The sequence below is a fragment of the Streptomyces sp. NBC_00236 genome (assembly GCF_036195045.1).
GTDB lineage: Bacteria > Actinomycetota > Actinomycetes > Streptomycetales > Streptomycetaceae > Streptomyces.
This window is the reverse complement of record NZ_CP108100.1, coordinates 2404824-2418342: the sequence shown is the minus strand read 5'-3', so window position 1 is coordinate 2418342 and position 13519 is coordinate 2404824. Positions and strand designations below refer to the sequence as shown.

At 72.6% G+C, this 13519-nt stretch carries 11 protein-coding genes; 8 read left to right on the top strand and 3 right to left on the bottom strand.

The features are described 5' to 3' along the window. Positions 1-73: 73 nt before the first annotated feature. Positions 74-874, bottom strand: a complete 801-nt coding sequence (locus OG446_RS10800) for an aminotransferase class IV family protein (protein WP_328893822.1) — start codon at positions 872-874, stop codon at positions 74-76. Between the two features lie 87 nt (positions 875-961). On the opposite strand from OG446_RS10800, the gene OG446_RS10795 reads away from it, so the two are divergent. Together OG446_RS10795 and cutA are read left to right on the top strand one after the other, a co-directional pair. Beyond that, the gene (locus OG446_RS10795; protein WP_328893821.1) at positions 962-1585 is read left to right on the top strand and encodes an NADPH-dependent FMN reductase; all 624 of its coding nucleotides are present in this window, start codon (positions 962-964) and stop codon (positions 1583-1585) included. A 68-nt stretch (positions 1586-1653) separates the two neighbouring features. Next, positions 1654-1992: a divalent-cation tolerance protein CutA gene (gene cutA, locus OG446_RS10790; protein WP_328893820.1), complete on the top strand. Its 339-nt coding sequence runs from the start codon at positions 1654-1656 to the stop codon at positions 1990-1992. Here cutA and OG446_RS10785 read toward each other — a convergent pair. After that, positions 1944-4082, bottom strand: coding sequence for a molybdopterin oxidoreductase family protein (locus OG446_RS10785; RefSeq protein ID WP_328893819.1), 2139 nt, complete (start codon positions 4080-4082; stop codon positions 1944-1946). The genes cutA and OG446_RS10785 overlap by 49 nt on opposite strands. 106 nt (positions 4083-4188) lie before the next feature. Beyond that, a complete protein-coding gene (locus OG446_RS10780) occupies positions 4189-4905 on the bottom strand; it encodes a SanA/YdcF family protein (protein WP_328893818.1) in 717 nt (238 codons plus the stop codon). Positions 4906-5059: 154 nt separating this feature from the next. On the opposite strand from OG446_RS10780, the gene OG446_RS10775 reads away from it, so the two are divergent. The 6 genes from OG446_RS10775 (at position 5060) to OG446_RS10750 (ending at position 13440) form a co-directional block, all read left to right on the top strand. Further along, positions 5060-5875 carry a Cof-type HAD-IIB family hydrolase gene (locus OG446_RS10775; protein WP_328898264.1) on the top strand — a complete coding sequence of 272 codons (816 nt, stop codon included), beginning with the start codon at positions 5060-5062 and terminating at the stop codon, positions 5873-5875. A gap of 89 nt (positions 5876-5964) precedes the next feature. Continuing rightward, positions 5965-6906, top strand: coding sequence for a sirohydrochlorin chelatase (locus OG446_RS10770; protein ID WP_328893817.1), 942 nt, complete (start codon positions 5965-5967; stop codon positions 6904-6906). Positions 6907-6942: 36 nt separating this feature from the next. Continuing rightward, positions 6943-8322, top strand: a complete 1380-nt coding sequence (locus tag OG446_RS10765) for a deoxyguanosinetriphosphate triphosphohydrolase (RefSeq protein ID WP_328893816.1) — start codon at positions 6943-6945, stop codon at positions 8320-8322. 120 nt (positions 8323-8442) lie between these two features. Further along, a complete protein-coding gene (locus OG446_RS10760; protein ID WP_328893815.1) occupies positions 8443-9702 on the top strand; it encodes an NAD(P)/FAD-dependent oxidoreductase in 1260 nt (419 codons plus the stop codon). Between the two features lie 509 nt (positions 9703-10211). After that, the gene (dnaG, locus tag OG446_RS10755) at positions 10212-12119 is read left to right on the top strand and encodes a DNA primase (protein ID WP_328893814.1); all 1908 of its coding nucleotides are present in this window, start codon (positions 10212-10214) and stop codon (positions 12117-12119) included. 196 nt (positions 12120-12315) lie between these two features. Then, the gene (locus OG446_RS10750) at positions 12316-13440 is read left to right on the top strand and encodes an RNA polymerase sigma factor (RefSeq protein WP_328893813.1); all 1125 of its coding nucleotides are present in this window, start codon (positions 12316-12318) and stop codon (positions 13438-13440) included. Positions 13441-13519 lie beyond the last annotated feature (79 nt).

The window sequence follows — 13519 nt, the reverse complement described above, 5'->3', positions numbered from 1 at the left end:
GGAGGCCCTTCGGTCGGGTGCTGTGCGGGTTCCATGGTTCATTCTCGCGGCCGGACCGCCTGGGTTCCGTGGGTCAGAGGGTGTCCCGGGGGGCGGCCTCGTACGCTGCCGCCAGCCGCTTCATCAGCTCCTCGTCGACCGTGAACTCGGTGTCGTCGATCCGGGCCACCGGTGCCATGCCCTGCGAGTTGGTGACGAACGCCGACCGGTAGGCACCCAGTCCGTTCAGGTTCACCGGCCGGTGCAGTGACGGCACGCCCGCGCCGGGCAACTCCTGTTCCAGCAACGCCATGGTGATGCCCAGCAGGGCGGGCGCCTGCGGCCAGACGACCGAAGTTCCGTCCCAGAAGCCGATGTTGGTGATCGCGCCCTCGGTCACCGCACCGTCCGGCAGGGTCAGCAGGGCGTCGTCGAAGCCGCTCCTGCGGGCGAGCTCCCCGTAGTACGTCTGGCCGAACTCGCCGGGGCGCTTGAGGTGCGGCGCGGTGCGCGCGTACGGAACGGACTTCAGGCCGACCGGGCCCGGGTCCATCCGGGCAGGCCCGCGCACCGTGACCATGACGGTCGTCGTGGCCGCGCCCGGCGGCCGCAGTCCCTGCACCCGCACCGAGGCGTCGGAGGTCCCCGCACTCCGCAGCGCGTGCCGGATCAGTTCCCGTACCGGGCCGCCGTCCAGGGGGAGTTCGAACAGCTCCCGGTTCGCGGAGTCCAGCCGCTCCAGATGCAGCCCCAGGCCCCGCACCCGGCCGTCCCTGACCTGCATGGCCGTGAAATGGCCGTAGCCGAAGAAGGCGGCCGTGCGCAGGTCGTCCTCGGTGGCCGGATGCCCGTCGAACTCGGCGTAGGGGAGGGGTGCGGCCGCTGGAGTCGTCATGCCCTCCACCGTATGCCGACACGTGCGGCGGACGGGCCGGCAGCGACCGCTTGACCTCAACCATGGTTGACGTACGAACCTCTTGGCATGGACCTCACCACAGCCGGAAACACGGCCACCGCTCCGCCCGAGACCGCCCCTCTGAAGGTCGCCGTCATCCTCGCCAGCAACCGCGAGGGCCGCTTCGCGCCCGTCGTCGCCGGCTGGTTCCGCTCCCGCACCGACGGCCACCCGGGCATCGAGACCGACCTGCTCGACGTCGCCGCACTCGACCTTCCGACCGCCCTCTCCCGTCGTCCCGGCCCGGAGGACCGGGCCGTACTGGCCGAGGTCGCCGGCCGGCTGGCCGCCGCCGACGCCTTCGTCGTCATCACGCCGGAGTACAACCACTCCTACCCCGCCCCGCTCAAGAACCTCATCGACTGGCACTTCACCGAATGGCAGGCCAAACCCGTCGCCTTCGTCTCCTACGGCGGGGTCTCCGGCGGTCTGCGCGCGGTCGAGCACCTGCGTCAGGTCTTCGCCGAACTGCACGCCGTCTCCATCCGCGACACCGTCTCCTTCCACAACGCCGGCGCACTCTTCGACGACGAGGGCAGGCACCGCGACCCGGTCGGCCCCGACGCGGCGGCGAAGTCCCTCCTGGACCAACTGGTCTGGTGGGGACGGGCGCTGAGGGGCGCCAGGGCCGCCCATCCGTACGGCGGCTGACTGCGAGGCGCCCTCAACCGGCCGACAATCGGGAGCAGGACCCCGCTGCCGACCCGAGGAGACCGAACGTGACACCGCCCGCATGGCTGACCGTGCTGACCACGACGGACAGCGAGGAGAAGGCCCAGCTCCTGGCGCAGGGCGCGGTGGAAGCCAGGCTCGCCGCCTGCGTCCAGATCTCCGCGCCCGTCACCTCCGTCTACCGGTGGCAGAACGCCATCGAGTCGACCGAGGAGTGGCAGCTCTTCTTCAAGACGACCGCCGAACGGTACGACGAACTGGAGGCGTACCTCCAGGAGGCGCACGACTACGACACCCCGGAGATCATCGCCCTGCCGGTGCTCCGGGGCAGCGCCCGCTACCTGGGCTGGGTGTCGGCGGAGACGGCGCCGGTGACCTCGCTCTGAGGGGCAGCACCCGCCTCCACCCGCACCGCGCACACCTTGAACTCCGGCATCTTCGACACCGGGTCCAGGGCGGGGTTGGTCAGCGTGTTGGCCCGGCCCTCACCGGCCCAGTGGAACGGCATGAACACGGTGTCCGCCCGGATCGCCACGGTGATCCGGGCGGGTGCCACCGCCCGCCCGCGCCGTGACGTGACCGCGACCGGCTCGCCCTCGGCCACCCCGATCCGCTCGGCGAGGCGCGGATGCAGCTCCACGAACGGGCCAGGGGCCGCGGCGTTCAGTTCCGCCACCCGGCGGGTCTGCGCCCCCGACTGGTACTGGGCGACGACCCGGCCCGTGGTCAGCACCACCGGATACTCCGCGTCCGTCTCCTCGGCGGACGGCCGGTGCGTGACCGGCACGAACCGGGCCCGCCCGTCGTCCGTCGCGAACCGGTCCAGGAACAGCCGCGGCGTACCGGGGTGCTCCGTGTCCGGGCACGGCCAGAAGACCCCGTCCTCGGCCGCGATCCGCTCGTACGTGATGCCCGCGTAGTCCGCCGGGCCGCCCGCCGAAGCCCGGCGCAGCTCGTCGAACACCTCCGCCGGGTCGGCCGGAAACCCCTTGCCGTGCCCGAGGAGACCGGCCAGCCCGTGCAGCACGTCCAGATCGCTGCGGACACCCTCGGGCGCGGAGACCGCACGCCGGCGCAGCAGCACCCTGCCCTCCAGGTTCGTGGTGGTCCCCGTCTCCTCGGCCCACTGCGTCACCGGCAGCACCACATCGGCCAGCGCGGCCGTCTCCGACAGCACCACATCGGCGACCGCGAGGAAGTCCAGCGACCGCAGCCGCTCCTCCACGTGCCCCGCGTGCGGCGCGGACACCACCGGGTTCGACCCCATCACCAGCAGCGACCGAACCTCGGTACCCAGCGCGTCCAGCAGCTCGTACGCACTGCGCCCCGGCCCCGGCAGCGAGTCGGGATCGACCCCCCACACCCCCGCGACATGACGGCGCGCCGCCGGGTCGGTGAGCTTGCGGTAGCCGGGCAACTGGTCGGCCTTCTGGCCGTGTTCACGACCGCCCTGTCCGTTGCCCTGGCCGGTCAGGCATCCGTAGCCGGACAGCGGCCGGCCCGCACGCCCGGTGGCCAGCGCGAAGTTGATCCAGGCGCCGACGGTGTCCGTACCCTTCGACTGCTGCTCGGGCCCGCGCGCGGTGAGCACCATGCCGCTGTCCGCCTCGCAGAACATCTCGACGGCCGCGCGCAGTTGCGGCACCGGAACCCCGGTCAGCCGCTCCACCAGCTCGGGCCAGTGGGCCATCACCCCGGCCCGCGCCTCGTCCCAGCCGCTCGTGCGCTCCCGTACGAAGTCCTCGTCCACCCGCCCCTGCGCCACCACCAGGTGCGACATGCCGAGCGCGAGCGCCAGATCGGTGCCGGGCCGGGGGGACAGATGGAGGTCCGCCTGCTCGGCGGTCCTGGTGCGGCGCGGATCGATGACGATCAGCCGGCCGCCGTTCTCCCGCAGTTCGGTCAGATAGCGCAGCGCGGGCGGCATCGTCTCCGCGAGGTTCGACCCCACGAGGATCACGCACCCGGTGCGCGGGATGTCCTCCAGCGGGAACGGCAGCCCGCGGTCGAGCCCGAAGGCCCGCTGGTGCGCGGCGGCCGCCGACGACATGCAGAACCGCCCGTTGTAGTCGATCTGCGAGGTGCCGAGCACCACCCGGGCGAACTTCCCGAGCGCGTACGCCTTCTCGTTGGTGAGCCCGCCGCCGCCGAAGACCCCCACGGCATCGGCCCCGTGCTCCGCGCGCGTCCCCCGAAGCCCCTCGGCGACACGGGCCAGCGCCTCGTCCCAGCCGGCCGGCTCCAGCTGCCCGCTCGCCGGATCGCGTACGAGCGGCCCGGTCAGCCGCACCGCGGAGGAGAGCACGGCGGGCGCCGACCGGCCCTTGCCGCACAGCGCGCCCCGGTTCACGGGGAAGTCGGTGCGCTCCTCCACCTCGACGGCCGTGTCACCGGCCACCGGGCGCAGATTCATGCCGCACTGCAGCGCGCAGTACGGGCAGTGGGTCGCGGTGGCGGCAGTCGCGGTGCTGGTCATGCCCCCAGACTGGGAGCCGGGTGTTACACGGGCGCCCGCTCCCGGTTACACCGCCGGTACGCCCACCTCAGCACGCCCGGCACCCGGCGGTGAGGTGGGGACGCGGTCACCGTGCGTCCGCAGCGAGGGCCTTGGTCACGCCCGGTTCCCTGGGCCCCAGGAAGTGCGGATCCGGCTCGAACAGGGCGTCCAGGGCGGCCTTTCCCGCCGCGAACACCTCCCGTGTGCCGCCGTAGTACCAGGTCGCATCGTGTACGGCTTCGACCCCGACGCCGTACACGTCGATGCCCGCCGCCCGGCACAGCGCGATCGCCCGCCGGATGTGGAACCCCTGGCTCACCAGCACGGCCCGCTCGACCCCGAAGATCTTCCTGGCCCGCACGCACGAGTCCCAGGTGTCGAAGCCGGCGAAGTCGCTCACGATCCTGCTGTCCGGCACCCCGTGCGCGACCAGGAACGTACGCATCGCGTCCGGCTCGTCGTACTCCACCCGGCTGTTGTCACCGGTCACCAGCACGACCTTCACCTTCTTGTCGCGGTACAGCCCGGCCGCGGTCCGCAGCCGGTTCGCGAGATACGGGGACGGCTTGCCGTCCCACAACCCCGCGCCGAACACCACCGCGACCTGCTGCGCGGGCACGTCCGCCGCCGTTCTGACCCGGGCGTCGGCGACCGTGTGCATCCAGGTGGCCGGGGCCAGCGCCAGCACACAGACGGCCATCACCCCCTGCACGGCCAGCCGCCGCCCCCGCCGGGTCCGCGGCAGCCGGGGCCGCAACCGGGCGGCGGTCCTGCGCAGCGCTCCCCAAGGCTTCCTCCGCATTGCCGCCCCCACCTGTCTCGTGCCGTCGTCTCACGCCCGTCCCTCTCCCGCTTGACGAGCGGACAGCCGAAACGGTTCTCCGTGAGCACCTGTCGGCAGCACCGGGTCTCCCGTGAGCACCCGTCGGTAGCATCGGCCGATGTTGCTTCCACGGCTGATCGCCTCAGATCTCGACGGCACCCTGCTCCGTAACGACGGCACCCTGTCACCCCGCACCCTGCACGCCCTGCGCACGGCCGAGGACGCCGGTACGGAGTTCGTCATCGTCACCGCCCGGCCGCCCAGGTTCGTCGACCGGCTCGCCGAGTCCACCGGCCTCGTGGGCACGGCGGTCTGCAGCAACGGGGCGCTCGTGTACGACATCGGGACCCGCACCGTCGTCTCCTCCCGCGTCCTGCCCCTGACCACCGCGCAGCGGGTCGCCACCGCACTCGCCGCCGCGGTGCCCGAGGTGGGCTTCGCCCTGGAGACCGGCAACCAGGTGCTGTACGAACCGGCCTACCGGCTCCGCATGTCCGAGGACGTCGGCGCCGAACTCCCCGTACCGACCCTCGCCGACCTCTGGCGGACCGAGGCCCCCGTCACCAAACTGCTCGTCTGGTCGGACCGGCTCGACGCCGACACCCTGATGGCCGTCGCCCGCCCGGGCGCGGGCGACGAGGTGCAGCTCACCCACTCGGGCGGGCGCGGACTGCTGGAGATCAGCGCGCCCGGTGTCACGAAGGCCGGAACCCTGGAGGTGCTCTGCGCCGCACGGGGCATCGACGCCACCGAGGTCATCGCCTTCGGCGACATGCCCAACGACCTCACCGTCCTCACCTGGGCGGGTACCGGCTACGCCATGGCCAACGCGCATCCGGCCGTACTGGCCGCCGTGGCGACGCACACCGCCACCAACGAGGAGGACGGGGTCGCCGACGTCATCGAGCGGCTGTTCGCCGGGCAGGTCCGGGCCGCGGCTGCCGTCTGACAGCGGACAGGGGCCGTCGGTGAGGTGGCGGCAAACGGCTGTCACCGGCGCGCAACGAGGCGGCAACCTGCGCCCGGCACCATCGGTCCATGACGGAGCCGGCACCGGAACGTCCCCAGGAGTCCCCGCCCCTCGACAGTACGGCGCAACTGCTGACCCGTATCACCGCACAACTGGGCACCCAGCTCAGCCTCGTCTCCCTGAACGGAACCCGACGGCCCATGCACCGCACCCCGCAGCAGCCCCCGCACAGCAACGTGAGCCCGCTGATCCCCGCAGCCCCCGCCCTGGTCGCCGTCGCGCACGGCAGCCGGGACCCGCGGGCGCTGCGGACGGTGACGGAACTCCTGCACCGGGTGCGGGAGCTGCGGCCGGGGCTCGACGTCCGGCTGGGCCACATCGAGCTCAACGAACCCCTCCTCCCGCGGACCCTGGACGACCTCGGCGCCGGTGAGGCGGTCCTCGTGCCGCTGCTGCTGGGCCGCGGCCACCACGTCAAGCAGGACATCCCGGAGGCCGTCGCCGGCGCCGCCGCCCTGCGCACCCGCACCGCCGGCCCCCTCGGCCCGCACCCGCTGCTGGTCGAGGCGCTCCACGGCCGGCTGACCGAGGCGGGCTGGCGCCCCTCGGACGACGGGAACCGCGACAGCGCCGTGGTGCTGGCCGCCGCCGGCTCGCGCGACCCCGAGTCGGCCGCCGGTACCCGTCGCACCGCGCAGCTGCTCAGCGAACGGCTCGGCGGGGTGCCCGTCCTGCCCGCGTACGCCTCCGCGGCGACGCCCACCGTCCCGGCCGCCCTGCGCGCGCTGGCCGCCCGGGGCCGCCGGAGGGTCGCCGTCGCCTCGTACTTCACCGCCCCCGGACGCTTCGCCTCGGCCGCGGCGGCGGAGGCCACCTGGATCGCCGCCGCCCCGCTCGGAGCCCACCCGGCCATGGCACGGCTGCTGCTCCACCGCTACGACCAGGCACGGACCGCCGGCGCGCCGGCGCACGAAACCCCGATGAACACACGTTTCCTGGCCTCCGCCTGAGCCCTCCTGTCGGTGCGGCCGATTACTGTCGTTCCCATGAACGGCACGGGCGGCACCGACGGTACGTACGGCACGGACAACGCGCACAGCACGGACGCGCACGGCACGGACACCGCGTACGGTACCCAGGACCCCGGCACGGCCCCCTACGCCGCCGCCGACGCCGAGCGCTGGGACACCGAGCCGGACAAACGGCCCGGCCGCACCGCCTTCCAGCGCGACCGCGCCCGGGTCCTGCACTCCGCGGCCCTGCGCAGGCTCGCCGGGAAGACCCAGGTCGTCACCCCGGGCACCCGCAGTCACGTCTGGGACGCCAGCCCCCGGACCCGGCTCACGCACTCGCTGGAGTGCGCGCAGGTCGGCCGGGAACTCGGCGCCGCGCTCGGCTGCGACCCCGACCTCGTCGAGACGGCCTGCCTCTCCCACGACATGGGCCACCCGCCCTTCGGGCACAACGGCGAACAGGCGCTCAACGACTTCGCCTCCGACTGCGGCGGCTTCGAGGGAAACGCCCAGTCCCTGAGGCTGCTGACCCGCCTCGAACCCAAACGGTTCGTGCCCGACACCCGCACCGGCGAACTGGTCAGCGTGGGCCTCAACCTCACCCGCGCCGCCCTCGACGCCGCCACCAAGTACCCCTGGCCCCGAGGCGCCCACCCCACCGACCCCGCCTCCCCGAAATTCGGGGTGTACGAGGACGACCTGCCGGTCTTCCACTGGTTCCGCAAGGGCGCCCCGCAAGGCCGCAAGTGCTTCGAGGCCCAGGTCATGGACTGGTCCGACGACGTGGCGTACTCGGTCCACGACTTCGAGGACGGGCTGCACGCCGGGCACATCGACCCCAACTGCCTCGACGCCGAGCCGGAGCGGCGCGAGATCTGGGCCGTCGCCATCGGACGCTACGTCCCCGCGGACACCGACCCGCAGGAGCTGTCCGACGCCCTCGACCGGCTCATCGGCCAGGACTGGTGGCCGCACGGCTACGACGGATCGGCCGTCGCCCAGGCCCGGCTCAAGGACGCCACGAGCCAGCTGATCGGCCGGTTCTGCCTGGCCGCCGAGAGCGGCACCCGGCAGGCGTACGGCACCGGACGCCTCGGCAGATACGGCGCCGAACTCGTCGTTCCCCGTGAGGCGCGCCATGAGTGCGCGGTCCTCAAGGCCGTCGCCGACCGCTACGTCATGCAGCGCGCCGAGCAGGAGGAGATCCGCGCCGGCCAGCGGATCGTCATCGCCGAACTGGCCGCCGCGCTGACCGCCCGCGCCCCCGAGGGGCTGGAGCCGCAGCTGCGGGCGCTGTACGAGGCGGCCCCCGACGACCGCGCCCGCAAGCGGGTCCTGGTCGACCAGATCGCCGCCCTGACCGACGCCTCGGCCCGCTCCCTGCACCACTCGCTCACCGCACGGCGGGCCTGAACGGGGCCCGCCCCATGACCACTGGGCGTGACCTGATCGGGTCACACCCCCTTTCGCCATCACGCTGCGTGCGGGACGCTCGCAGTTGGCGCCGCGCAGCAAGCACCGAGGAGGCATCAAGTGGTCGACGCACATCGGACGTTCGTCATTGTCGGCGGAGGACTGGCCGGAGCGAAGGCAGCGGAGACGCTCCGGGCGGAGGGTTTCAGCGGCCGGGTCATCCTGATCGGCGATGAGCGCGACCATCCGTACGAACGCCCACCGCTCTCCAAGGGCTACCTGGGCGGGAAGGAGGACCGCGACAGCGTCTTCGTCCACGAGACGGCCTGGTACGCGGGGGCCGACATCGAGCTCCACCTCGGCCAGCCCGTCACCACGCTCAACCGCGAAGCCCGCTCCGTGGAGCTCGGCGACGGCACCGTCATCCACTACGACAAGCTGCTCCTGGCCACCGGCGCCGAACCGCGCCGCCTCGACATCCCCGGCACGGACCTGGCGGGCGTCCACCACCTTCGCCGCCTCGCCCACGCCGACCGGCTGCGCAACGTGCTGGCCGCGCTCGGCCGCGACAACGGCCATCTGGTGATCGCCGGGGCCGGCTGGATCGGCCTGGAGGTCGCCGCGGCGGCCCGTGGATACGGCGCCGAGGTCACCGTCGTCGAACCGGAGGCGACCCCGCTGCTCAAGGTCATCGGACCCGAGCTCGGCCAGATCTTCACCGACCTGCACAGCGACCACGGCGTCCGCTTCCACTTCGGCGGCCGTCTCACCGAGATCGTCGGCCAGGACGGCATGGTGCTCGCCGTCCGCACCGACGACGGCGAGGAGCACCCCGCCCACGACGTCCTCGCCGCGATCGGCGCCGCCCCGCGCGCCGCCCTCGCCGAGGCCGCCGGCCTGGAGATCGCCCCGCGCGAGCAGGGCGGCGGCATCGCCGTGGACGCCTCGCTGCGCACCAGCGACCCGCACATCTTCGCTGCCGGGGACGTGGCCAACGTGGCCCATCCGCTGCTCGGCACACGACTGCGGGTGGAGCACTGGGCCAACGCGCTGAACAGCGGGCCGGCCGCCGCCCGCGCCATGCTCGGCCAGGACGTCGCCTACGACCGCGTGCCGTACTTCTTCTCCGACCAGTACGACCTCGGCCTCGAGTACTCGGGCTGGGCGCCGCCCGGCAGCTACGACCAGGTCGTGATCCGCGGCGACGCGGGCAAGCGCGAGTTCATCGCGTTCTGGCTGAAGGACCACAAGGTCCTCGCCGGGATGAACGTGAACGTGTGGGACGTCACGGAGACCGTTCAGGAACTGATCAGGGCCGACCAGCCGGTCGACCCGGACGCGCTGGCCGACCCGTCGGTGCGGCTGGAGTCCCTGATCTGACCGGTTGCCCCGGTCCGGGGCGGGGGGTTCCGTCCTCAAGCGCCGGACGGGCTTGTTGGTGCGGGTGCCCCGCGGGGTGCGCCTTGACCCCCGGGTGGGGGTCCGGTGCCCCTCCGGGGCGTCTCCTCAGACGACGAACGTTTCCAGTCCCACGCAGCGGACCCCGGTATTTGTTCGTCGTCCTGCGGGGACTCCCCTGCACGGCCCCGGACCGGCCGCCCTGCGTCTGCGGCAGCAGTCCCACCGGTGTGCAGACGCAGGCGATGCCGGGTGGGGGCGTGCAGGGGAGTCCCCGCAGAAAATGGCGTACGACCCGGGTGCCTGTTCGTCGTCGGGTGCACACGCCATTTTTGAGGAGTCTCCCCGGAGGGACCCCACCCCCACCCACCGCACACAGGCGCACCCCGCGGCGGGGCCGCAGAAAAGCCCGTCCGGCGATTGAGGACGGAACCCCCCGCCCCGGACCCGGGCAGGCATAGGTTGTCGTAGCTCACCCGTAGACTTCACTCGTGGCAGGCAGGATCAATGACGACGACGTGAAGGCGGTCCGGGACGCGGTCCCGATCGACGCCGTCGTTTCCGAGTACCTCCAGCTGCGCAACGCGGGCGGTGGAAACCTCAAGGGCCTGTGCCCCTTCCACGACGAGAAGTCGCCCTCCTTCCAGGTCAGTCCGAGCAAGGGCCTCTTCCACTGCTTCGGGTGCCAGGAGGGCGGCGACACGATCGCCTTCGTCCAGAAGATCGACCACCTGACGTTCGCGGAGGTCGTCGAGCGGCTCGCCGCCAAGGCCGGCATCACCCTGCGGTACGAGGAGGGCGGGTACAACCCCTCCCACCAGCGTGGCGAGCGGATCAGGCTGGTCGAGGCCCACAAGGTGGCCGCCCAGTTCTACGTCGAGCAGCTGGACGGACCCGAGGCCGAGATCGGCCGCAAGTTCCTCGCCGAGCGCGGTTTCGATCAGGCGGCGGCCGAGCACTTCGGCGTCGGATACAGCCCCGCGGGCTGGGACCACCTCACCCGCTATCTGCGCGGCAAGGGCTTCAGCGACAAGGAACTGATCACCTCCGGCCTCTCCCAGGACGGCAGGCGCGGTCCCATCGACCGCTTCCGCGGCCGGCTGATGTGGCCGATCAGCGACACCTCGGGCGACATCGTCGGCTTCGGCGCCCGCAAGCTGCGGGACGACGACAACGGGCCGAAGTACCTGAACACCCCCGAGACGCCGATCTACAAGAAGTCGCAGGTGCTGTACGGCATCGACCTGGCCAAGAAGGACATCGCGAAGTCCAGCCGGGCCGTCGTCGTCGAGGGCTACACGGACGTGATGGCCTGCCATCTCGCCGGGGTCACCACCGCCATCGCCACCTGCGGCACGGCGTTCGGCGGCGACCACATCAAGATCCTGCGCCGCCTCCTGATGGACAACGGCAGCGCCCGGGTGATCTTCACCTTCGACGGTGACGCGGCCGGCCAGAAGGCCGCCCTGCGCGCCTTCGAGGACGACCAGAAGTTCGCCGCCGAGACCTACATCGCGATCGCCCCGGACAACATGGACCCGTGCGATCTGCGCCTGGCCAAGGGTGACGAGTCCGTTCGCGACCTGGTCGAACCCCGCACCCCGCTCTTCGAGTTCGCGCTCCGCCAGATCGTCGCCCGCTACGACCTGGAGACCCCGGCGGGCCGCGCCGCCGCGCTCGACGAGGCCGCCCAGGTCGTCGCCAAGATCAAGACGGGCAGCGTGCAGCGCGAGGTCGCCGTCCAGCTGGCCGGCTTCGTCGGCATCCTGGACCAGGAGTACGTCGTCCACCGGGTCAACCAGCTCGCCCAGTGGGCCAGGGGCCGGGGCGGCGACCGGGGACCCGCCCCGTCGGGCGCGCGCGGCGGCTCACGGCGCCAGGAGATCCAGGCGCCCGCCGCCCCCTCGGGCCCCGCGCTCAACCTCCGCAGCCCGGCCCACCGCACCGAGCGCGAGCTGCTCAAGCTCGCCCTCCAGAAGCCCGCCCTGGTCTCCCCGGCGTTCGACGCCTACGGGGTGGACGAGTTCACCGCCCCGCCGTACGCCGCGGTCCGCCAGTGCATCGCGGAGGCGGGCGGCGCGGAGCTCGGCGTCGCCGAGACCCGCGAATACCTCGTCCGGGTGCTCGACGCGACGCCCAACGACACGGTGCGCAAGCTCGTCACGGAGCTCGCGGTCGAGGTCTTCCACGGCAAGTCCATCGACGAGGCGTACGCGGGCGAGCATCTGGTCAAGGTCCGTCTGCGCGCCGTCGACCGCCGGATCAACGACGTCCAGGGCAGCCTCACCCGCCTCGGCAGCAACGTCGCCCCGGACCACCTGGCCGCCGCGCAGAACGAGGTCTGGGTCCTCCAGCAGTACGCCCAGTCCCTGCGCAACAACGGCGCCGACGCGCTCTGACGGCGCCGCACCGGACCCCGCACGGGTAACCGCCCGGTCACGGAACGAACTCAGAAAGTCCCCGCACGCCCCTCGTGGCGGCTGTGTGTCGTACCCCACACTGGGTGGCGGTGCCTGAGTCATCGGAGCGCGGTCCCCACCGAACGGTGGTCCTCCATCCCCGCGATCCGGCAGCGATCACCTGGAGGTCGCCCCCGTGCAGACCCGGACCGTGACCGAAACCGAGCGTGTCCCGGCCATCCCCGCGCAAACCCGGGCCGTGCATCACCCCGAGGCCGCGGCGGACCCGCCGACACCCCTGCCTGCCGCGCAGAACCCGCCCGAAGCGCCACCGGACCCGCCCGAGGCCGTCATGGAGGAGTCGGAGCTCCCCGAACCACCCGAGCCGCGCAGCCGCCCGGAGACCGGCGGACCGTCGTCCGACCTCTTCCGGCAGTATCTGCGCGAGATCGGCCGCATCCCGCTCCTCACCGCCGCCGACGAGGTGGAACTCGCCCGCCGCGTCGAAGCCGGCCTGTTCGCCGAGGAACGCCTGGCCCGCACCCCGGACCCCGACACCCGCCTGGCCGTCGACCTGGACCGGCTGGTCGTCATGGGGCGGATGGCCAAACGCCGCCTGATCGAGGCCAATCTCCGCCTCGTCGTCTCCGTGGCCAAGCGCTACATCGGCCGCGGGCTGACGATGCTGGACCTGGTCCAGGAGGGGAACCTCGGCCTGATCCGGGCGGTGGAGAAGTTCGACTACGCCCGGGGCTACAAGTTCTCGACGTACGCGACCTGGTGGATCCGTCAGGCCATGTCCCGCGCGCTCGCCGACCAGGCGCGGACCATAAGGGTCCCGGTCCATGTCGTCGAACTCATCAACCGCGTCGTCCGGGTCCAGCGCCGGATGCTCCAGGAGCGCGGCTACGAGCCGACGCCCGAGGAGGTCGCAGCCCAGCTCGACCTGACGCCGGAACGCGTCGGTGAGGTCCTGCGCCTCGCCCAGGAACCCGTGTCCCTGCACGCCCCGGTGGGCGAGGAGGACGACGTCTCGCTCGGCGACCTGATCGAGGACGGGGACGCCGCGTCCCCGGTGGAGTCCGCGGCCTTCCTGCTGCTGCGCGAACACCTGGAGGCGGTGCTCTCCACCCTCAACGAGCGCGAACGCAAGGTGGTCCAGCTGCGCTACGGGCTGGCCGACGGACGCCCGCGCACCCTTGAGGAGATAGGGCGGATCTTCGGCGTGACCCGCGAGCGCATCCGGCAGATCGAGTCCAAGACCCTCAACAAGCTGCGGGACCACGCCTTCGCCGACCAGCTCCGCGGCTATTTGGACTGACGCGCACGCGCGCCGGCCCGGGCAGCCGCGGAACCTCGCAGGGTCCTGGGGCGTGTTCCGGACGTCCCGCCGAGCCCGC